We start from the raw sequence: 20829 nt of genomic DNA, 5'->3' as shown, positions 1-20829 counted from the left end.
AGCCCGTCAGGCCGATCCGGCCGAAGCGGTCCACGACCGCGGGGTCGTGCGGACCGTGGGCTCCAGCCAGCTCGCCAGCTCCAGCGGATCCGGTGCACCGGCACCGAGTTCGCCGATCCTCCGATGGACCGTCGCCACCAGCTCGGGGAGCGTGGAGAGCACCTGGGCGGCCGCACCGGCACCACCGCGCCAGGCGGAGACGGCCAGCCCGGACCAGGCCTCGTCATCGTGCGGGTCGACGGCCAGCCGGGCGCCGTGTCCCTTCATGGCCGCCGCGAAGTCCCCGCCCACCTGGGCGAGGTCGGCCTCGTCCGCGTTCGAGCGGGACGTTCCGCGGGAGGCGTACAGGCGCCGGAAGTCGGCCGGGTATCGCAACCGGAGATGGCGCAGCTCCGCCCGGGCACCCGGCGTCCCGGGGGAGAGCTCGGAGGTCATGAGCTCGGCGGGTCCGGGCATCGGCGGTGGTGTCCCCGCCGGCCACGATCTGGCGAGCCGGTCGACGGCGCCGGGATCGTGGCGCAGGTGACGCAGCCGCCAGGTGAGCCGGTGGTCGGCGGCGGCGTCCTCCGCCTGTTCCCGTGACTCGGGCGCCACCGGAGTGTCCGTCCACTGTTCCACCGCCGCCCGCATTCCGGCGACGAACCTGGCCCCCACCGGGGTGAGGCGACCCGAATCCTCGATCGCACGGATGGCCCGGAGTGTCTGGTCACGCCACAGAGCGAACGCGTACTGGGCGAACGCCGCCTCGTCGTCCACCAGGATGCGCTGCTGGCGCCCCCAGAAATCGATCACGCCCAGATGGGCGTAGGCGCCCTGGAGCAGGCCGCCCAGCGGCCTGGGGTCGTCCCGCCAGGGAGCGTAGAAGCGCTCGCCCTGCCGGGTGGTGTAGAGGGGGACGAGGTCGAGGACGGCGCACAGCTTGGCGTGCTGGAACTCGTGGACGAGTGACTCCGCGAGCAGCAGTGGGTCGCCCGGCGGAGTGATGGCGACAGCGCCCGGGGCGTCGGCGCTGGTGGCGCTGAGCCCCCGCTGTCCTCCCTCGGTCGCGAGGGGCACGAAGGCGGTCAGCCCCGCCGCGATCGCCTCCGCCCGCGCGGGATGGTGCCGTACGAGTATCGACCAGGCGCCGTCCAGGGCCCGCCGCCACCTCCGCACGGTCTGCTCGTCCAGCCGTGGCGCGGGTCCGAGCCGGTGATTGTCCCGGAAGGGGTCGAGGTCGTCGAGGCAGACCTCGAGGACATGCCCGTCCTGGACGGCCCGCAGCCGGCGCAGCCCACGCCAGCCCGGCGCGTCGGCCTGCGGGTCGGCCGGCAGCGTGACCGTGCGGTGCGCCGTGCGGACCTCCACTCCGTGCGGGCCCGAGCGCACGAGGGCGGTGCCGTCGAAGGTGCCCGGCCCCACCTCGGCGCTCCCGAGCGTCGGAAGGGTCGCGATACCGCCGCGCACGGCGATCGTCGCGGTGAACTCCAGTCCGGCGCGAACGGCCGCGGCGGCGGCGATGCCGCCGAGATGCGCGAGGTCGGCGTCGATACCGTCGCCGTCGTCATGGGAGTCGTGCATCCGCCGCAGACATGCCGCGGACCAGGCGGCGACGTGCGGGTACCGCAGAAGCCCGGCGACGGTCTCCGGCGCTTCGTTCTGCACCTGGGCCAGCAGGTCGAAGGCGTCCGGGTCCAGCGATCTCGGTAGCTCGAGCAGCGCGCGGAGCCGGAGGAGATGCTTGCTGAGCTGGGCGTTCCACAGCATCTCCACGGTCGCCGCGTCACCCCGCCCGGCCGCGAGGGCATCGAACATGGCAGCGGACAGGTGGTGCTTCCCGATCAACTGGACTGTCCTGAGAAACGGTCGAGGTCGCGGCGGAGCCGTCCGCTGATGTGGCCGATGATCTTCTTGAGGTCCGGGCAGTACACCGATGGATTGCGAAAACCACGGCCCTGCCGGTAGCGGTGCGTGTAGGTGCCGCCGCCGCAGACCCGGCGCAGGGAGCAGTCCAGGCACTCGGCGCACAGTGCGGACAGACCGATCTGCCGGGCGACGACTCCCGGATGCCGGAGCGCTTCGTCGAAGTCGTGTTCGGCGACCGTGAGCCCGGTCTCCGGAGCTCCGGGGAACGATGTCTTGAGCGTGTCGACCTGCTGCAGTGTGCCGTCCGTGTCGACGACCACCAGCGCGACGGGGGAAAGACCGATGCTCTCGCTGCGGCTCTGACCGCCGAGCACGAGGTTCATGATCTCTTCGAAGAACCGGATGCCGGTCTCGCGGGTGGTCGTGTCGTACCAGCGGTCGAAGACCGAGATGAGCCAGTCGGCGTACGGGGTCCGGGCCGGTTCACCCGGGTCACGGCCGGGGGGCGGTGCCGACCAGGTCCCGTGGGGGAGCAGGAAGTCCACCCGTGGCGGGCCGGACTCCAGCAGCGCCTCGTAGGTGGCGACCGGATCGTTGGTCAGGTCGATGGTGCAGAGCAGACCACGGTAGAGGCGACGATGACGCTCGGTGAGCAGGCCCAGGCCGCGCATCACCGCGGCATGGCTACCTCGGCCGTTCGCGCCTCGGCGGTGGCGGTCGTGTGCCGCGCGGTCGCCGTCGAGACTCACGCACACACCGATGTCGTGGGAGTCCAGCACCGCCAGCGTCGGTTCGGTGAGCAGGACCCCGTTGGTCTGCGTGCTGATGCCGGGGCGGCACGTCGACGGCATCGCGGCGCGCAGTTCACGCGCCGCGAAGTCGATGAAGGCGTCACCGGCCATCAGCGGTTCACCGCCGTGGAGAACGACCTCGATGTCGGCGAGCCCGTGGGTTTCCGCATGCCGCGCCATGCGGCCCGCCGCCTGCCGCAGGGTGTCCGGGGACATCCGCCGAGGCCGGGAGCGCCAGCTCTGGTCCGCGGCCTCGTAGACGTAGCAGTAATCGCAGGCGAGATTGCACCGGCTGTGGATTTTCAGAACGAATTCCCGGAACGGAACCGGCTGCCATCCGGCGTCTTCCATCCGGACGATGTCCAAACCCTGGCTCGGCCATTCCGGCCCTATGGGGCCGCTCTCATTCTCTGTGCTTGAGGGCACTGCTGGAGCTTACGCCGTCAGGCCCGGTCCCCGCTGTCGACCGGTGGCATGACGTTGCTGAATCCCGCCACGGCCTCGCGAGGGTTCGCCGCCTCCGCGTGGATGCGCTGGAGCGCCTCGCCCAGCACCTTTCCGTCCAGTGATCGAATCTGCTGCAGGGAGAGCCCGCTCACGTCGATCAGCACCGACTGGACCTCGTCGTCCGTGTCCCCCACTGAACGGTCTCCCCTCATGAATGCCAGGTGACGAAACCCGTTGCCGACCGACCCCGTGCCGACCAAGGTGATCCGGCGGATGAGATGGGCGTGGCGATACCGGACCTCTGTTGCTGATCTAACCACGGGAATAGCTGGGAAACCTGATGATCCTGGGTACCGGCCGAAGCTGTGTCCATGCCGTATCAGCCCGCCCGTCAGGACGCCGGGCACGCCCTTGCCCGGAGCGGCGGCGAGCGGCACAGTGAAGAGGTTCACCACGACGAGGGGGAGCCGCCGTTCACATGCCGGAGTCCGCCGCCACACCTTCCCCGGAATGGCGCCCCGCCGGGCACTGTGCCGTCTTCGCCTGCGATATCGACGCCTTCGGGAACACCTCCCGTAACGATCACGTCCGGGAGCACATGCACAAGGCGCTGTACCAGGGCCTGGAGTCGAGCTTCCAGAAGTCGGAGATTCCGCTCGACGGCTGCTACCACGAGGACCGCGGCGATGGGGTAATGGTCATCGTGCCGCCCGACGTGGCGACGGAGCGGCTGGTCACCTCCGTGGTGGACCGGCTGCGCGCCGAGCTGCGGCACTACAACGAGGTCTCCAGCGAAACGGCGCAGATCAGGCTGCGGGTCGCGGTGCACACCGGGGAGGCGCACTGGGACGGCCGGGGGATCGTCAGCACGGCGGTGAACCACACGTTCCGGATCCTCGACGCCCAGCCGTTCAAGGACGCGCTCCGGGCCTCGGGTTCCCACCTCGCCCTGATCGTGTCCCAGCAGGTGTACGACGACGTGGTCCGGCACGGCCGGGGCCTGATCGACCCGGGCGAATACCACAAGGTCGGCATCTCGGTGAAGGAGACGGCGTCGACGGCCTGGATCAGGGTGCCGGGGCCGAACGCACCCCGGGCGGAGCCGTCACCGGACACCACGCCGGAGCCATCTGCGCAGATGGAGCCCGCGAGCAGCACCGACCCCCGCCGGCGGGGGACGACCAGGTCCGCGGCCAGATCCGCGTTCGACGACCCGATGACCCTCTTCGAACTGGTCGACAGCCTGCTGGAGGTGTCCATGATGGCCTCGGAGCGGGGCAGGGAGCAGGTCGTCGGCGCTCTCCGCATGGAGATCGCCGGCATGATCCCCCGGCACTCCCAGGCGCGCCCCGACCTGTTCTCCATCGTCCGTACCTGCCTGGACTACCCGGGTGGCCTGCAGGAGCTGCTCACCACGATCAAGCGCTTCGCGGGCGATTCGCTGCCCGTCTACAGGCTGGAGCAGACGATCGCCCGCATCCTGCCCCCGGCGGGTGCGGACTGACCCGGCCGGTCCTGGCAGCCGTTCAGAGCAGGTCGGTGACGCCGTCCGGGGTGGGGTCGCGGCCGTAGATGCGGAACGCGTTCGAGGCGAGGACCAGTTCGGCCAGGTCGAGCGGGCGGGTCAGCGATCGGCCGGTGGCCTTCTCCAGCCGGCGGAGGCGGTTGAGCACGGTGTTGCGGTGGCAGTACAGCCGCTCCGCCGCGCGGACCGCCGAGCCGTCGCACTCGATCCACGTGGTGAGGGTGGCGAACAGCAGGTCGCTGAGCGCCGCGTCCATCGCGACGAGGCCGCCGAGCACCTCCTGGCTGAGATGCCTGGCCAGTTCGGGCTGGGAGACCATCAGCGCACCCGGCAGCCGCTGGTCGAGCCGGGCGATCTCCGGCCCGGGGGCGGTGCAGGTGCGCAGTGCCAGCTCGGCCAGCCAGCGGGCCCTGCCGAGGTCGGCCAGGGCGTCCACGACGGTGCTGACCCCGAGGTGGCCGTGCAGGCCGGGCCGTAGCGCCCCGACGAGGTCGTCGAGCGTGGCGGAGCCGAGGCCGACCACGCCCACCTGCATGTCGGCTCGCATGCGCCACAGAATGCGCATGCCGTCGGAGGAGCCGCCGGGCAGCCGCTGGTCCAGGGCGTCCCGCCGGCTCAACCGGAGCACGACCACCGCGTACCGGCCGTGCAGCGGGAGTTCGAGCATGCTCGCCGCGGTCGAGGCGAGGCCGCCGTCCGAGCCGCGGCCGTCGAGCAGGGCGTCCAGGAGGGCGCTGACGCGTTCCTCGCTGCGGCGCAGCAACTGGTACTCGGCCCGGTGGTAGGCCTCCGCCGCCGTGGTGGACTGCTGGTCGATGGTGTGCCAGGTACGCGTGGCGTGGCGCAGCAGCACGGGCACATGGTCGGGCTCGTTCTCGCTCACGGTCGCGACGATGTTCTCCCAGTACACCGAGCCGGCGAGACGGTAGGAGCGGAGCAGCCGGTCCAGTGGCAGGCCCTGCTCGGCCCGGCGCCGGCCGATCTCCTCGGCCCAGCGCAGATCGGCCCGCGGCCCGCCCATGCCGAGCACCGCGTCCAGACCGCGGGACAGGCCTTCGTGGCACATCTCCCGCAGGTCCAGGCTGAGCTCCGCCGGCCGGCCGTGACCCTCACCGCTGAGGATCTCCGTGACGAGCTGGTCGGCGAGCTCCGGGAGGCGAGCACGCAGGCGCAGTACGGCCCGCTGCATGATCGCGCGATCGCTGTGCTCCGGGGAGGGTGCCAGGACTGCCACGTGTCACCTTCCAGGGGGAGTTCCAGAGGCGTTTCCAGAGGCATCGGTGTGGCGCTCATGGTGTCATCGCGGTCCGGCGATGAACAGACGTGCGGCCACTGTGCGCCAGCCCAATCCGGGCCCGGCCTGGTTGCGTCCGCTCCCTCAGTTGACCACCGCCTCTGGACCCGGAGGCCGCCGCGTGTTGCTCTGTGCCAACGGTCCCGTATTCGAAGCGAGGGCGCCTACGACACGGAAGAGCTCAGGATGGAGTCACAGGTCGTACTGCGTGGACGTGATCGTCAGCTGGAAGTGCTGGACGAACTGCTCGACCGGGCGCGCTCCGGGCAGGGCGGTGCGCTGGCCCTCCTGACCGAGCCGGGTATGGGACGCTCCGCCCTGCTGGAGTGGACGGTGCGCCGGGCCGACCCGGACTTCCGGATACTGGGGATCCGCGGGATCCGGCCGGAGTCCGGGCTCGCCTTCGCCGGGCTGAACCGGCTCCTGGCCCCGGTGACGGACCGGATCGGCCGGCTGCCCCGGCCACAGGCCGCGGCCCTGGCCTCCCTGAGGGAAGAGGCCGGCGAGGAGGAGGACGCCTGCACGCTCTACGGCGCCGTACACCGGCTGCTGGCGGAGGTGGCGCGGGACCGGCCGGTCCTGTGCTGGGCCGACGACGTGCACTGGCTGGACCGGCCGTCGCTGGAGGCCCTGGCCTTCACCGCACGGAGACTCGGCTCGGCCCCGATCCTCATGCTGTTCGCCGCGCACAACGAGCACGTGACCACTCCGGAACGCGACCGGCTCGCCGAGATCCCCCGGTTGCCGCTGCCGCCCCTGGACGCGGCGGCGAGCAGGCAGATCCTGGCCGACCAGGTCACCGACGGGCTCCCCGAGGACCTGTGCGCCGGACTGGTCGAGCTCTCCGCCGGAAATCCGCTGGGCCTGGTGGAGCTCGGGGCGGCGCTGACGCCAGGGCAGCTCTCCGGCGAGGAGCCGCCTCCCGAGTCGCTGCCTCCGTACAGCAGGCTGCGCGCGATCTACCGGCGGCGGTTCTTCCGGCTGTCCACCGACGCCCGGCTGCTGGTCCTGCTGGCGGTCGCCGACGACGCCCTGGACGCCGACATCCTGGCCCGCGCCGCGGCCGCGGCCGGCCTCGACCTGGGCGAGCTGGAACCCGCCCGCGCCCGGGGCCTCATCCGGGTCGACGGCAACCACGTCGACGTGCCGAATCCGCTGATCCGCACGGCCCTGTACGCTGACGCGCCGCTGGCGGAACGCCACGCCGTCCACAACCTGCTGGCCCAGGTCCTGGACCAGGACCACCACCGGCTGCGGCGGGTCTGGCACCAGGTGGCGCTGGCCGGTGAGCCGAGCACCCATCTCGGCGGGGAACTGCGCGCCGCGGCGGCGGTCGCCCGGGAGTCCGGGCACTACGCCGACTCCGCGCGGGCCTGGCGGCGCGCGGCCGCGCTGACGCCCGATCCCGCCGGCCGGGCGCACGACCTCCTCGCCGCGGCGACCGACTCCTGGCTGGCCGGCCGGCCCCGGGAGGCGCGGGCGCTGGTCCGGCAGGTGCTCGCCGGCGCCGACTCCGAAGAACTGCGCGGGCGGGCCGACCTGCTCCGGGGTGAGATCGAACTCCGGGACGGCGTGCCGTCGACGGCACGCCGCATCCTGCTGGAGGCGGCGGACGGGCTGCTGCGCGCCGATCGCGGGCTCGCGGTCACCGCACTGGCGTACGCGGGGGAGGCGAGCTGCCTGGCCGGGGACCTGGCCGGTTATCTGACGATCGCGGAACGCGCGGCGGCGCTGCGCGAGCCGGACGAGCATCCGGACCTCGAGCTGCTGTTCGAGCACTTCGAGGGGACGGCCGCGTCGTTCCAGGGGCGGCACACCGATTCGTCCGAGCCCCTGCACCGGCTGGTGAAGCTGGCCGAGACCACCGAGAACTGCGCCGCCACCATCTGGGGGAGCATGGCCGCCATCATCGCCGGTGACGACCCGCTGGGCCACGAGCTGGCCGGCCGGGCGGTGAACCGGGCCCGCGGTCCGGATGTCGCGTCGCGCCCCTGGGCCCTGCACTACCTCGCGATCTCGGCGCTCTGGCTGGGCCGCTATCCGGCGGCCGTCGCCGACTCGCTGGAGGGCCTGCGGCTGGCCCGGGCGGCCGGTCAGGAGAACTGCGCCGTCGACCACCTCGCCATGCTCGCGCTGCTGGCCGCGCTGCAGGGGGACCGGGAGAGCGCGCTGCTGCGGCTGGAGAGCGTCACCGAGGTGGTGACCAGACGCGGGCTGGCACGGCCCGAGGCGATCATGTCCTGGGCGATCGCCTGCCTGGAACTGCTGGAGGACCGCCCCGCCGACGCCGCGGCCAGGCTGCGGCTCATGACGGGCACCGGGCACGTCCATCCCGTCGTGCGGGTCATGGCCGCACCGCACTACGTCGAGGCCGCCCTCCGCTGCGACCAGCGCGAGAGCGCCGTCCAGGCGTGCCGGGTCTTCGACCAGTGGGCGACGAGCACGCAGAGCTCCTCCCGGCTCGCGCTGTCGCGGCGCTGCCAGGCGCTGCTGGCGGGCTCCGGAGCCGAGGCGGAACGCCACTTCACCGAGGCGTTGCGGCTGCACCACAGCGGCGGCTCGGCGTTCGAGCTGGCCAGGACGGAGCTGCTGTTCGGGCTCTGGCTGCGCCGGGCCAGACGGCCCCGGACCGCCCGTTACCATCTCCGTAACGCCCTGCAGATCTTCCAGCACTACGACGCGGACCCGTGGACCGAACGGGCCCGTACGGAGTTGCGCGCCGCCGGGGAGACCGTGGAACGGGCCGCGTCGACGAGCGGCGTCGACCTGACCCCGCAGCAACAGCAGATCGCCCGGATGGCGGCCGAGGGCGCCACCAACCGGGAGATCGCGGCGCAGCTCGTCCTCAGCCCCCGCACCGTCGACCACCATCTGCGCAACATCTTCACCCGGCTCGAGATCCGCTCCCGGGTGGAGCTGTCACGCTTCTTCCGCTGACCGGCCCCCTCCTCACCGGCCGCCCTTCACCGAGCCGCACCTCACCGGCGCCACGCCCCTGAATGGAACGCTCCACGCCGCACCGTGCCGGCCGACCTGCGCCCGGACGGGACTGGCGATTTCACCGATGCGGCAGCCGAGCCGCGAGATGAGACTTCGGGGCAATCGTTCCTGAGGAGGAGCCATGCGCCGATCTGTCGGCATCTTCCTGGCCAGTGCGGTCGCCATTCTGGGCGCCGTCTTCGGTCAGGTCGAGAGTGCGAACGCGGCCACTCACACCCCGGTGGTCTTCGTTCACGGTTACACGGGCAGCGCGTCCAACTGGACCACCGCTCAGTCGGTCTTCCGCGCGGCCGGCTACAGCAGCAGCGAACTGTTCGCCTACGAGTACAACTCCTACGGCGACAACCGGACCAACGCGGCCGGACTGGCCACGTTCGTCAACAACGTCCGCTCCCGGACCGGTGCGGCCCAGGTCGACATCGTCAACCACTCCATGGGCGGGATGGTCAGCCTGTGGTACGTCAAGCAGCTCGGCGGAGCCGCCAACGTCCGGCACCTCGCCTCGCTCGCCGGCGCCAACCACGGCACGACCGCCGCGTCCGCCTGCCTGATCTTCGTCACCTGCCAGCAGATGCTGCCGGGCTCGTCGTTCCTGGCCACCCTCGCCTCCGGTGACGAAACGCCGGGCAGCACCAGGTACGCCACCTGGTACTCGCCCTGCGACGGCGTCATCAACCCCTACACCAGCACCAGGCTCAGCGGCGCCACCAACAACCTGGTGGCCTGCCAGACGCACATCGGCTTCCTGACCGACACCACGGTCCTGTCGCAGGTGCGCAGCTTCCTCGCAACCTGACGGGCCATCCCGGCGACGGGACGCCCAGGCACCACTCGACGGCCCGCCGGCCCCGCCGGCGGGCCGTCGGGACAGCCGCCCCGGAGACCAGCCCTGCGGACCGACCGCACGGCCCGACCCGCACGGCCCGACCGCACGGACCAACCCGCACGGCCCGACCCGCACGGACCAACCCCATGGATCAGCCCTGTTGGAGGGTGCCCGAATGCGCACGACACGCTTGTTCCTCACGACGGCCGCCATCGCCGCCCTCGCACTGATCGCAGGATGCGGCGGTTCGCCCGAGGCGACCTCGCCGAAGGGATCGGGCGGGAGCTCCGCGCCGGCCGGCGCGGAGCTGGCGGGCCTCTACAAGGGCACCCTCAAGGCCCCGGACGGTACGCCGCGGCCCGCCGCCAAGGGCAAGAAGGTCGTCATCATCTCCGCCGGGCAGGCCTCGATCAGCTCGTCGCTGCCGAGCAACGCGGCGCTGGCGGCGGCCAAGGCGATCGGCTGGGAGGCCACCATCTACGACGCCCAGCTCAACCCGGCCAACGTGCCGGGCCTGATCGACCAGGCGATCAGCTCCGGGGCGGACGGCATCGTCCTGGACGCCTCCGACTGCCCGACCGGCAAGGGCCCGCTGGAGACCGCGAAGGCCAAAGGCGTCAAGGTGGTCGGCCTCTACAGCTTCGACTGCAACGACCCGCAGTTCGGCGGCAAGGACAAGCCGCTGTTCTCCGGCTCCATCAACTACGGAGCGGTGGCGGCCAGCGATCCGGGCCGGTTCACCCAGTCGTACGCGGCCGGCCAGGCCAAGGCCGTCATCGCGGCGACGGGCGGAAAAGCCAAGGTCATCGTGTTCAACGACCCCGAGTTCACCATCCTCAAGTACACCGCGAAGGGCTTCATCGACGAGATCAAGGCCTGCGCGGGGTGCAAGATCGTCGCCCAGGTCGACTTCACCGGCAAGGAGCTCGGCCCCACTCTGCAGCAGAAGGCCGCCTCCGTGCTGCTCCAGCACCCGGAGGCCAACGCGGTCAAGAGCCCCTTCACCACCGCGACGGTGCTGGGCATCGCCCCCGCGGTCGTGCAGTCCGGGCGGGCCGACAAGGTCTTCGTCATGGGCGGCGAGGGCTTCTCGCCCGAGCTGGACCTCATGCGCAACGGCCAGGGCGTCAACGCGGTGATGACCGCGCCGTCGGACTGGACCGGCTGGGCCGCCGTCGACACGCTCAACAGCGTCTTCCTGGGTAAGGCGCCGGCCGAGTCGGGGCTGGGCTGGCAGCTCGTGGACCGGACGCACAACCTGCCGGCCTCGGGCGCGTACCGGTCGCCGGTGGACTACCAGACGGTCTACAAGAAGGCCTGGGGTGTCGGCTGATGCCGGAGGCCGTCGCGCTGAGCGTTCACGACCTGAGCAAGACCTACGCCGGCACGCTCGCCCTGCACGGGGTGGACCTCGACATCCGGCCGGGTGAGATCCACGCGCTGGTCGGCGGCAACGGCTCCGGCAAGTCCACCCTCATCAAGCTCCTGGCCGGCGTCGTGCCGGCGGACGAGGGAGGGGCCGTCGCGGCGGCGGGCGGGCCGCGTACCCCCGTGGAGCACTGGTCTGCCGACCGCGCCCACGCCGCCGGGTTGCGGTTCGTGCACCAGCAGGCCGCGATCTTCCCGGAGCTGACGGTGGCGGAGAACCTGGCCATCGGTGCCGGTTTCCCGACCGCTCCGCGCACCGGCCCGCTCCACCCGGTCGCGCGGATCCGGTGGCGGGAGCTGCACGCCCGGACCCGCGCGCTGCTCGAGCGCTACCACGTGCAGGCGGAGCCGACGACGCCCGTGCGCCTGTTGCGGGCCGCCGATCGCAGCAGGGTCGCCATCGTACGGGCGTTGCAGGACCGGGACGAGGCCGACAGCGGGATCCTGGTGCTGGACGAGCCGACGGCGGCGCTGCCCGAGCAGGAGGCCGAGGAACTGCTCGCGGCACTGCGCCGGTATGCCGCGGCCGGTCAGACCATCCTGTACGTCAGCCATCGCCTCGGCGAGGTGCTGTCCCTCGCGGACCGGGTGACCGTGCTGCGGGACGGCCGGCGGGTGGCCACCGTCGAGGCCGCGGACCTGACCGAACCGCAGCTCGTGGAGCTGATCGTGGGCCGGTCGCTGGACCGGCTGTTCCCGGAGGCCACCGCGCACACCGGGTGCGAGGAGTCGCTGGGCGTGGCCGGTCTGGCCGGTGGCCCGCTGACCGGCGTGGACCTGTCCCTGCGGTACGGGGAGGTACTCGGGATCGCGGGCCTGCTGGGCTCGGGCCGCTCCGAGCTACTGCGCATGATCTTCGGTGCCCATCCGGTCGACGCGGGCACGATCTCGCTGGACCGCCGGCCGGTGCGCTTCGCCTCACCGGCCGCCGCGATGGCGGCGGGCATCGCCTACGTCCCCGAGGAGCGCCAGGCGGACGCGGTGTTCGCCGGGGAACCGGTGCGGCACAACCTGTCCGCGGGCCGGGCCGGTGCCTACTACCGGTGGGGGCTGCTGCGGCACGGCCGTGAGCGCGCGGCCACCCGCCGCTCGATGACCGAGTTCCTGGTCCGGGCGGCCTCGGACCGCCTGCCGATCGAGGCGCTCTCCGGCGGCAACCAGCAGAAGGTCGTGCTGGCCCGGTGGCTGCGGGAGCGTCCCCGCGTGCTGTTGCTCGACGAGCCCACCCAGGGCGTCGACGTCGGCGCCCGCAGCGAGATCTACGAGCTGGTCCGCCGGGCCACCAGGGCCGGCACGAGCGTCCTGCTGGTGGCCAGTGACCCCGAGGAGCTCGCCCACGTGTGCGACCGGGTCGCCGTCCTGCGCGGCGGGCGGATCACCACCGTCGTGGACGCGCCGCTGGACGCCCACCAGCTGACCGATCTCATGAACTTCTCGGAGGCCTCGTAGTGATCTCGTCCGACCATGGCTCGCCGTCCGTGCAGCCGTCCGTGCAGCCCTCGGTGGAGCCCGCTGTGGAGCCCGTCGCGGAACCGCCGGGTGAAGGGGCGGCGCGGCCGGAGGCGCCCGCGGTCTCGCGCCGGGGCCCGGCCGCCCTCGCCCTGCACGTCCTGCGGGTCTACTCCCTCGTCGTGCTGCTGGCCGGCTCGGTCGGCTTCTACGGTCTGTGGGGGAAGACCTCCGAGGTCTTCCTGACCGGCGACAACCTCCGCAACATCGCGGGCAGCCAGGCGGTACTGGCCATGCTCACCCTCGGGCTGCTGCTGCCGATGATCTCCGGCAATCTCGACCTGTCCATCGGCAACGTCGCGGGGCTCAGCTCCATCGCGGCGGCCGCGGTCTTCGCGCACGCCCACGTGCCGGTGGTGGCCGGGGTACTGGTCGGCATCGCGGTGGGCGCGCTGGCCGGGCTGCTCAACGGGCTGCTCATCACCGTGCTGAAGGTCGACTCGTTCATCGTGACGCTCGGCACCGCATCGGTGATCACCGGGGTGGTGAACTGGTACACCGACGGTCTGGCGATCATCTCCGGGATCCCGCGCTCGATCATCACCTTCGGCGGCGGCAACCTCGCCGGGGTGCCCAAGTCGGTGTACGTGCTCGCCCTGGTCGCGCTGGCGGTCTACTACCTCGTCGAGCACACCCCGTACGGGCGGAACCTGCACGCGATCGGCTCCAACCGTGCCGCCGCCCGGCTCGTCGGCATCCGGGTCGAGCGCAGTGTGCTGCTGGCCTTCGTCGGCTCGGGGACGTTCGCCGGCATCGCCGGCGTGGTGCTGCTGGCGCGCAGCGGCGCGGGCAATCCGCAGGTCGGTGCCTCCTTCACCCTCACCGCGATCGCCGCCGCATTCCTGGGCGCCGCCTCCTTCCGGCCCGGCCGGCTCAACGTGCCCGGCACGCTGGTCGCGATCTTCTTCCTCGCGGTGAACATCACCGGCCTGACCTTCGCCGGCGTGGACAACTGGATCAACGACCTGTTCACCGGGCTGTCGCTGGTGCTCGCGATCGCCCTGGCGTCCCTGCTCTCCCGGGAACGGCGGACCCGATGACGGGCCGCTTCCCACGACTCCCGAAGGCTCCCACCGTGACCCGACGCATCCACAAGGCGGCCGCGAGCCTGACGATCGCCATGCTCGTCCTTCCGCTGCTGCCCGCCGCGGACGCCGCGACGCCGGCCGCCCCGCCCGGACCCGGTACGGTCCGCGCCCTCCTCACCTCCAACGGCACCGTACGGAACGTCAAGGTGCTCACCCGGCAGGGCAGGGACGGGACACACGCCGAGCCGTTCCGTGGCAGGCTGCCGGTCACGCTGAGCATCAGCCGGACCGCCACCGGCGGCGAGGTGGGCTTCGGTTACCGGATCGCCAACACCACCGGCACCACGCGCGAGGTCACCTACACCGACACCGGCGGGACCGAGCACAGCACGCAGGCCGACCTGCAGCTTCCGCTGGTGGCGACGCTGTCGGTCACCGTGCCGAAATCGCTGGGGACCCCGCGGGCGCCGGGCGCCGCGGTCACCACCGATTCGGACGGCACCCATCACCTGCTCTGGTCCCTGGTGCTGTTCAGCCCGCTCGGCAGTCCCTCCCAGCAGGTCGGCTTCACCGTCGCGGGCAAGGGCGGAGGCTCCCCGTCCGCAACGCTTCAGGCGGCGGCGGTGAGGCCGACCGCGGCCCCCGGACTGGCCGCGTCGGGGCAGGCGGCGAACGCGAACATCCAGACCTTCGACACGCTCAAGAGCTATGCCATCGGCGGCGACGCCGGACTGCGCCGGCTCGTGTCCGGCACGGGTCAGCTGGTCAGCGGGCTCGGCCGGCTCTACGACGGGTCGACGGCACTGCGCGGCGGGCTGGCCACCGCGGGCACCGGCGCGGGCAGGCTCGCCGACGGCGCGGGCAAGGCGCACACCGGCAGCGGCCGGCTCACCGCCGGGCTGCGCGCACTCGGCAAGGGCCAGCGGGCCGAGACCAAGGGCCTGGGCGAGATCTACGCCGGTCTGACCCAGCTCTCGGACCCGGAGGCCGGCCTGCCCAACGCCGTAGGCGGAGTCGGCAGGCTCAAGGCCGGAGTCGACCAGATCATCACCGGCATCGGCACCGACGGCCGGTCCGGCACCGTGCTGGGCGGCCTGGCCGCGGTGGTCGAGGGGATCGAGAGGCTCCGGACGGCGGTCAGGACCCAGATCGGCCCGGGCGTGTCCTGCGCGGCCGAGGTCATCGCGACGATCGCCGAGGGCAACGCCACGGCGAGGACCAACACCGACGGATGCTGGAAGGGCGACGTCGTGCCGGTCTTCCCGCCGCAGACCGATCCCGTCACCAAGGGCTACCTCACCTCGTACGCCGCGACGCTGCGCGCCCTGTCCAGCGGCCTGTCCGGTCCCGGCGGCGTGAGCGCCGGGCTCGGCACCATCGACGCGGGGCTGAAGCAGCTGAAGGCGGGCATCTCGCATCCCGCGACCAGCGCCAAGGACCCCGGTGGCATCAAGGAGGGGCTCCAGGCGATCAGCGTGGGGCTCGGGCGGCTGCGGAGCGGTCTCGGCACGGCCGCCACCGGAGTGGGCGCGCTGCGCACCGGCACCGGTGCCGCGTTCGCGGGCAGCAAGCAGCTCACCGGCGGGGCCGAGCAGGCCGCCGCGGGCAGCGGGGACCTCACCAAGGGCCTCGGCCTGCTGAGCACCGGCAGTCGGCAACTGGCCACCGGCCTGCCCGCGGCCGCGACCGGCGCCGGCAAGATCGCCGCAGGGCTCGGGGACGCGATGACCGGGGGACGGCAGGTCAACGACGGGGTGGGGCAGCTCCGCAGCGGCGCGGTCAAGCCGTTGTCGACCCAGCTCCAGGCCGGCGCGAACAACGCACGTCAGCAGGTCGCGATCCTGGAGGCCGCCGGGGCCCTGACGGAGACCACGCCGCGCGGCGGGGACACCTACGTCCTCACCCAGCACCGGCCGGGCGCGGACCACCTGTTGCGGAACATCGCGCTGGCCTGCGCCGCGGTATCGCTCGTCGGGCTCGGCGGCCTGCTGGGCAACCGCCGCCGTGGCCGCAACCGCCGCCGGCACGCCCAGCCCTGAGGTGGTTGCCGGAGGTGCCCGCGAAGGGTCCCGTGGAGAGTCCCGTGAAGAAAGGATGGTGTCCGCGGTGGTCATCGACGCCGATGAACTGCGCCGGCGGGCCGGGCGGTTGCTCGCCGAGCACGATCCGGGCCGTACGCCCGCGCTGGAGTTCCTGCGGGCCAGATTCGACGCCGGCCTGGCCTGGGTGCACTACCCGCCGGGGCTCGGCGGGCTCGGGGTCGCACGCGAGCTGCAGTCCGTCGTCAACGCCGAGCTGGCCGCGGCCGGAGCCCCCGACAACCGGCCCCGGCGCATCGCGATCGGGCTGGGCATGGCGGCCCCCACGATCCTGCGCTTCGGCACCGGCGAACAGCGGCGCCGCCTGCTGCCGGCGCTGTGGACCGGCGAGGAGCTGTGGTGCCAGCTGTTCAGCGAGCCCGGCGCCGGATCCGATCTCGCGGCGGTCGGCACCCGGGCGGTCCGGGACGAGGGCTCCGGGGACTGGGTCGTCACCGGGCAGAAGGTGTGGACCTCCAGCGCCCACCACGCCCGCTGGGCGATCCTGATCGCCCGTACGGACCCGGACGTTCCCAAGCACCGGGGGCTCACCTACTTCGTCTGCGACATGACGGCACCGGGCGTGGAGGTGCGGCCGCTGCGGCAGCTCACCGGTGAGGCGGAGTTCAACGAGGTGTTCCTCGACGCGGTGCGCATCCCCGACGCCCACCGGCTCGGCGAGATCGGGGACGGGTGGCGCGTCGCCATGACGACCCTCATGAACGAACGGGTGGCCATCGGCGGTGGCCCCGCGCCCCGCGAGGCGGGCATGATCGGCATCGCCGCCCGTACCTGGCGGGAGCGCCCCGAGCTGCGCAACGGCCATCTGCACGACCGGCTGATAGGGCTCTGGGTGGAGGCCGAGGCGGTACGGCTGGCCGGGATCTCGCTACGGCAGCGGCTGGCCACCGGAGCACCGGGTCCCGAGGGCTCGGCGATGAAGCTCGCGTTCGCCAGGCTCAGCCAGGCGGTGTCCGGCCTGGAGGTCGAACTGCTGGGCGAGGGCGGGCTGCGTTACGACGACTGGACCATGCGCCGCCCCGAGCAGGTCGACCTCACCGGCCGGGAGGCCGGGTACCGCTTCCTGCGCGCCAAGGGGAACTCGATCGAGGGCGGCACCTCGGAGATCCTGCGCAACGTCATCGCCGAACGGGTCCTCGGCCTGCCCGCCGAGCCGCGCGCCGACAAGAACATCCCCTGGAAGGACCTGCCCCGTTGACCCCTCCCGACCCGCTGACCACCCCGGACCTGCTCGGCACCGAGCCGGAGGAGGACCTGCGCGACGCCGTGGCCGCGCTGCTCGCCGACCGCTGCACGCCCGCGTCCGTGCTGGCCCGCTGTGAGAGCGGCCGGCCGTACGACCTGGAGCTGTGGCGGACCCTGGCCGTACAGCTGGGGGTGTCCGGGCTGCACGTGCCGGAGGCGTTCGGCGGCCAGGGCGGCACCTACCGGGATACCGCCGTCGTGGCAGGTGAGCTCGGCCGGTCCGTCGCGCCGCTGCCGTTCCTGGGCGGTTGCGTGCTCGCCATGACCACCCTGCTGGGCTGTGACACCGGCGACCCGCAGGTCGCCGAGCTGATCGAGCGGCTGGCGAGCACCGCACAGCCCGCGGCCCTGGCCGTGCCGCTGCCGAGCGGGCCCGGCGCCGGATTCCCCGGCTCGGTCAGCGCCACCGGCGACGGCCTGCTGACCGGCCGGATCGGCACGGTGGCCGACGCCACGGTGGCCGAGGTGCTGCTGGTCCCGGCGCTGGCTCCGGACGGCCCGGCGCTGTACGCGGTCGATCGCGCCTTTCCCGGGCTGACCCTGTCGCCGCTGACGGCCCTGGACCTGACCCGCGGCATCGGTGACGTGGTGCTGTACGACGCGCCGGGCATGCGGGTGGCCGGTCCGGAGCACGCGCCGGGCGCGGTGTCCGGTGCGCTGACCGCCGCGGCGGCCGTGCTCGCCTCCGAGCAGGTGGGGATCGCCGAGTGGTGCCTGGCCACCACCGTGGACCATGTCCGTGGCCGGCACCAGTTCGGCCGCCCCATCGGATCGTTCCAAGCGGTCAAGCACCGGCTGGCCGACCTCTGGCTCGACCTGACCACGGCCCGCGCGACCGCGCGGTACGCGGCGGACGCCCTCGCCTCCGGCAGCCCGGACCTTCCGATCGCCGTCGCGCTGGCGCAGGCGCACTGCGGGCCGATCGCGGTCCGGGCGGCCGAGGAGTGCATCCAGCTGCACGGCGGGATGGGCATGACCTGGGAGCACCCGGCCCACCTCTATCTCGCCCGGGCCAAGAGCGACGAGATCGCGCTGGGCTCACCGGGCTGGCACCGGGCGGCGCTCGCCACCCTGGTGGACCTGCCCGCCGGGTGACCTGTGCACGGCCAGGTCACGGCGGGTAAGTAGCGATCATGGGGGGACCGCCGAAGTACGCGCCGATGCTCGCCGTGCTGGGTGAGCTGCCGGCCCAGGACGAGGGCTGGGGCTTCGAGATGAAGTGGGACGGGGTCCGGGCCATCGCGTATCTCGAGCGGGAACTGCACCTGGTGAGCCGTAACGACAAGGACATCACCGTCGCCTATCCCGAGCTCGGCGGCCTGGCCGGGGCGGCCGGCCGGCAGATGGTGCTGGACGGGGAGATCGTCGCCTTCGACGAGCACGACCGGCCGTCGTTCGCGGCGCTGCAACCGCGGATGCACCAGCGGCGGCCGGAGCGGATCCAGGCACTGGCGGCGTCGACCCCCGTCACCTACATGATCTTCGATGTGCTGCATCTGGGCGACGACCCGCTGATCTCCCGTCCCTACGCGCGGCGGCGGGAGATCCTGGAGGAACTGCCGCTGGCGGGACCCCGGTGGCAGGTCCCGCCCGCCCATCCGGGCCCCGGCGCGCAGGCGTTCGCCGTGTCGGCCCGGCTGGGGCTGGAGGGGATCGTGTGCAAGCGGACCGACTCCACGTACCGGCCCGGACGCCGGGACAGAGCGTGGACCAAGGTGAAGAGCCTCAGGAGCCAGGAGGGCGTGATCATCGGGTGGAAGGGCGGCGCGGGGCGGCGGGCCGGGACCATCGGCTCGCTGCTGCTCGGCATGTACGACGGCACCGGGCGCCTGGTCTACATCGGCCATGTCGGCACCGGGTTCACCGATGCCACCCTGGCGGACCTCTCGCGGCGGCTCGCACCGCTCGCGCAGGACGAGCCGCCGGTCCGCGACGTCCCGCGCGAGCACGCCGCCGGAGCCCACTGGGTCGCTCCCCGGCTGGTGGGAGAGGTCACCTTCACCGAATGGACCGGTGACGGGCGGCTCCGCCACCCGGCCTGGCGCGGGCTGCGGCCCGACAAGGAGCCCCGGGAGGTCGTGCGCGAGCAGTGACCCGGCGGCGGAATCGGCCTGGCGGAGTCCGCGGCCTATTGGCTCTTCTGAAGGGCCACTGAGGCTCGTACGATTCCCGGCATGGACGAGACGACGCGCAACGACCGAGCCCGCGCCCTGCGCGCCCTGCACGAGGGCGTGCTCGTGCTGGCCAACGTCTGGGACGCCGCCGGCGCGTGCGGGCCACCGTCACGGAGGTCATCGAGGCGGGCGCCGTCGGCATGAACCTGGAGGACTCCGAGAAGCCCGGCGGCGGGCTGGTCGACCGTGACACGCAGGCCGGCCGGATCCGCGCGGCGCGGGAGGCCGCCACGGCCGCCGGGGTCCCGGACTTCGTGATCAACGCTCGGACCGACGTGCATCTCTTCCAGGTGGGCGACGCCGCGGACTGATCGGACGGCCGGTCAGAGCCGGCGCCCCATGAAGACGGTGTACGGGTCGCCGGCGAGGCGCTCGAAGCCGAGCCGCCGGTAGAAGGCGATCGCGCCGGTGTTCGTCGCGCTCACTCCCAGGTGGACGCCGGGCGAGCCGGCCGCCGCCAGTTCGGTGAGCAGCAGGTCCATCAGTTTCCGGCCGAAGCCCTGGCCCTGGGCCCGGGGCAGTAGATCGATGTGCAGATGCGAGGGGTGCCCGTCCAGCAGAGCCGCCGAGGCGGAGACGGGGTGGTGGAACATATGGATCAGCCGCTGGTCCGGGGTACGCGCCTCGGGCGGTACGCCCACCGGGTCCGGATACCGGGTTCGCAGTGCCGGCCACCACTCCCGCTCACAGTGCCGCTCGAACTCGCGGGTGTCCAGCGCGCCCAGCACGTATCCGGCCACGTCGCCGTTCTCGTGCGGGCCGCCCAGTCCGGTGTCGTCGAGGACGAAGGCGTACTCGGGCTGCAGCCGAAGGTAGGCGCCCGCGTAGGCATGTCCCAGCAGCATCGGGTCCGCGTACGACGACGTGGCGTCCTGCCCGTCGGCCCCGGTGCGCAGGCACACCTCGTACACCGCGCTCTCGTCGGCCGGCCGGTACTCTCGGATGATCATCTTGATTCCCCCCGGATTCAGGATTCCAGATAGCGCAGCACGGCGAGCACGCGGCGGTTCCCGGTGTCGGAGGGCGCCAGCCCCAGTTTGGTGAAGATGTTGGCGATGTGCTTCTCGACCGCCCGGTCGGAGACCCTCAGGTGCCGGGCTATCGCGGCGTTCGTCCGGCCTTCGGCCATCAGGGCGAGCACGTCCCGTTCGCGTGGGGTGAGCGCCGCCATGGCATCCGGCCGGCGGCCGGCCCCGAACAGATGGGTGACGACCTCGGGGTCGAGGGCCGTGCCTCCGGCGGCGACCCGGGTGAGCGCGTCGATGAAGTCGTCGACGTCGGCGACCCGTTCCTTGAGCAGATAGCCCACGCCCGCGGAGGTCGTGGCGAGCAGCTCGGTGGCATAGCGGACCTCGATGTACTGCGAGAACAGCAGCACTCCCAGCCCGGGGTGGTCGCGCCGCAGCTCGATGGCCGCGCGCAGTCCCTCGTCGGTGTGGGAGGGCGGCATCCGGACGTCCACCACCGCGACGTCGGGCCGGTGCTCGGCGACGGCGGTGAGCAGGGCCGCGCCGTCGCCGACCGCGGCGACCACCTCATGACCGCGCATGCCGAGCAGCTGCACCAGGCCCTCGCGCAGGATGGCCGTGTCCTCCGCGATCACGATGCGCATGACGGG

General features: G+C 72.6%; 18 protein-coding genes. 12 read left to right on the top strand and 6 right to left on the bottom strand.

What is annotated here, in order from left to right:
• Nucleotides 1–6 precede the first annotated feature (6 nt).
• From ACRYCC_RS08210 to fxsA, 3 genes are all read right to left on the bottom strand, one after another.
• Complete coding sequence (locus ACRYCC_RS08210) at nt 7–1824, bottom strand: HEXXH motif domain-containing protein (RefSeq protein WP_433810030.1); 1818 nt, start codon at nt 1822–1824, stop codon at nt 7–9.
• The gene (locus ACRYCC_RS08205) at nt 1821–2987 is read right to left on the bottom strand and encodes an FxsB family cyclophane-forming radical SAM/SPASM peptide maturase (protein ID WP_433810029.1); all 1167 of its coding nucleotides are present in this window, start codon (nt 2985–2987) and stop codon (nt 1821–1823) included. The genes ACRYCC_RS08210 and ACRYCC_RS08205 overlap by 4 nt, the downstream gene beginning before the upstream one ends.
• Before the next feature lie 92 nt (nt 2988–3079).
• The gene (gene fxsA, locus ACRYCC_RS08200) at nt 3080–3277 is read right to left on the bottom strand and encodes an FxSxx-COOH cyclophane-containing RiPP peptide (RefSeq protein WP_433810028.1); all 198 of its coding nucleotides are present in this window, start codon (nt 3275–3277) and stop codon (nt 3080–3082) included.
• Nucleotides 3278–3561: 284 nt separating this feature from the next.
• On the opposite strand from fxsA, the gene ACRYCC_RS08195 reads away from it, so the two are divergent.
• Nucleotides 3562–4587 carry an effector-associated domain 2-containing protein gene (locus tag ACRYCC_RS08195; protein ID WP_433810027.1) on the top strand — a complete coding sequence of 342 codons (1026 nt, stop codon included), beginning with the start codon at nt 3562–3564 and terminating at the stop codon, nt 4585–4587.
• 22 nt (nt 4588–4609) lie between these two features.
• On the opposite strand, the gene ACRYCC_RS08190 is transcribed toward ACRYCC_RS08195, so the two are convergent.
• Entirely contained in the window at nt 4610–5842 is a 1233-nt protein-coding gene (locus ACRYCC_RS08190; RefSeq protein WP_433810026.1) for a PucR family transcriptional regulator, read from the bottom strand.
• A gap of 246 nt (nt 5843–6088) precedes the next feature.
• Here ACRYCC_RS08190 and ACRYCC_RS08185 point away from each other — a divergent pair, with 246 nt between their 5' ends.
• From ACRYCC_RS08185 to ACRYCC_RS08135, 11 genes are all read left to right on the top strand, one after another.
• On the top strand, nt 6089–8839 hold the full coding sequence (locus ACRYCC_RS08185) for an AAA family ATPase (protein ID WP_433810025.1): 2751 nt from the start codon (nt 6089–6091) through the stop codon (nt 8837–8839).
• A 184-nt stretch (nt 8840–9023) separates the two neighbouring features.
• A complete protein-coding gene (locus ACRYCC_RS08180) occupies nt 9024–9698 on the top strand; it encodes an esterase/lipase family protein (protein ID WP_433810024.1) in 675 nt (224 codons plus the stop codon).
• Between the two features lie 205 nt (nt 9699–9903).
• On the top strand, nt 9904–11061 hold the full coding sequence (locus ACRYCC_RS08175; protein WP_433810023.1) for a sugar ABC transporter substrate-binding protein: 1158 nt from the start codon (nt 9904–9906) through the stop codon (nt 11059–11061).
• Nucleotides 11061–12605, top strand: coding sequence for a sugar ABC transporter ATP-binding protein (locus tag ACRYCC_RS08170; RefSeq protein ID WP_433810022.1), 1545 nt, complete (start codon nt 11061–11063; stop codon nt 12603–12605). The genes ACRYCC_RS08175 and ACRYCC_RS08170 overlap by 1 nt, the downstream gene beginning before the upstream one ends.
• A 65-nt stretch (nt 12606–12670) precedes the next feature.
• Nucleotides 12671–13705, top strand: coding sequence for an ABC transporter permease (locus ACRYCC_RS08165; RefSeq protein WP_433810021.1), 1035 nt, complete (start codon nt 12671–12673; stop codon nt 13703–13705).
• A 35-nt stretch (nt 13706–13740) separates the two neighbouring features.
• Nucleotides 13741–15732 carry a hypothetical protein gene (locus tag ACRYCC_RS08160; protein ID WP_433810020.1) on the top strand — a complete coding sequence of 664 codons (1992 nt, stop codon included), beginning with the start codon at nt 13741–13743 and terminating at the stop codon, nt 15730–15732.
• A 55-nt stretch (nt 15733–15787) separates the two neighbouring features.
• Nucleotides 15788–16990 carry an acyl-CoA dehydrogenase family protein gene (locus ACRYCC_RS08155; RefSeq protein ID WP_433810019.1) on the top strand — a complete coding sequence of 401 codons (1203 nt, stop codon included), beginning with the start codon at nt 15788–15790 and terminating at the stop codon, nt 16988–16990.
• A complete protein-coding gene (locus ACRYCC_RS08150) occupies nt 16987–18132 on the top strand; it encodes an acyl-CoA dehydrogenase family protein (protein ID WP_433810018.1) in 1146 nt (381 codons plus the stop codon). Before ACRYCC_RS08155 ends, ACRYCC_RS08150 begins: the two co-directional genes overlap by 4 nt.
• A gap of 38 nt (nt 18133–18170) precedes the next feature.
• On the top strand, nt 18171–19130 hold the full coding sequence (gene ligD / locus ACRYCC_RS08145) for a non-homologous end-joining DNA ligase (RefSeq protein WP_433810017.1): 960 nt from the start codon (nt 18171–18173) through the stop codon (nt 19128–19130).
• An 81-nt stretch (nt 19131–19211) separates the two neighbouring features.
• Nucleotides 19212–19355, top strand: a complete 144-nt coding sequence (locus ACRYCC_RS08140; protein WP_433810016.1) for a hypothetical protein — start codon at nt 19212–19214, stop codon at nt 19353–19355.
• On the top strand, nt 19307–19522 hold the full coding sequence (locus tag ACRYCC_RS08135) for an isocitrate lyase/phosphoenolpyruvate mutase family protein (RefSeq protein ID WP_433810015.1): 216 nt from the start codon (nt 19307–19309) through the stop codon (nt 19520–19522). The genes ACRYCC_RS08140 and ACRYCC_RS08135 overlap by 49 nt, the downstream gene beginning before the upstream one ends.
• A 12-nt stretch (nt 19523–19534) precedes the next feature.
• Here the strand turns inward: ACRYCC_RS08135 and ACRYCC_RS08130 are convergent, their stop codons facing one another.
• Entirely contained in the window at nt 19535–20161 is a 627-nt protein-coding gene (locus tag ACRYCC_RS08130; protein WP_433810014.1) for a GNAT family N-acetyltransferase, read from the bottom strand.
• Nucleotides 20162–20178: 17 nt separating this feature from the next.
• Nucleotides 20179–20823 carry a LuxR C-terminal-related transcriptional regulator gene (locus tag ACRYCC_RS08125; protein WP_433810013.1) on the bottom strand — a complete coding sequence of 215 codons (645 nt, stop codon included), beginning with the start codon at nt 20821–20823 and terminating at the stop codon, nt 20179–20181.
• Nucleotides 20824–20829 lie beyond the last annotated feature (6 nt).

It is taken from the genome of Actinomadura scrupuli (assembly GCF_050971785.1).
Lineage (GTDB): Bacteria > Actinomycetota > Actinomycetes > Streptosporangiales > Streptosporangiaceae > Actinomadura_E > Actinomadura_E scrupuli.
Note: the sequence above shows the minus strand (reverse complement) of the source record. Positions and strands in the feature narration are given on the sequence as shown.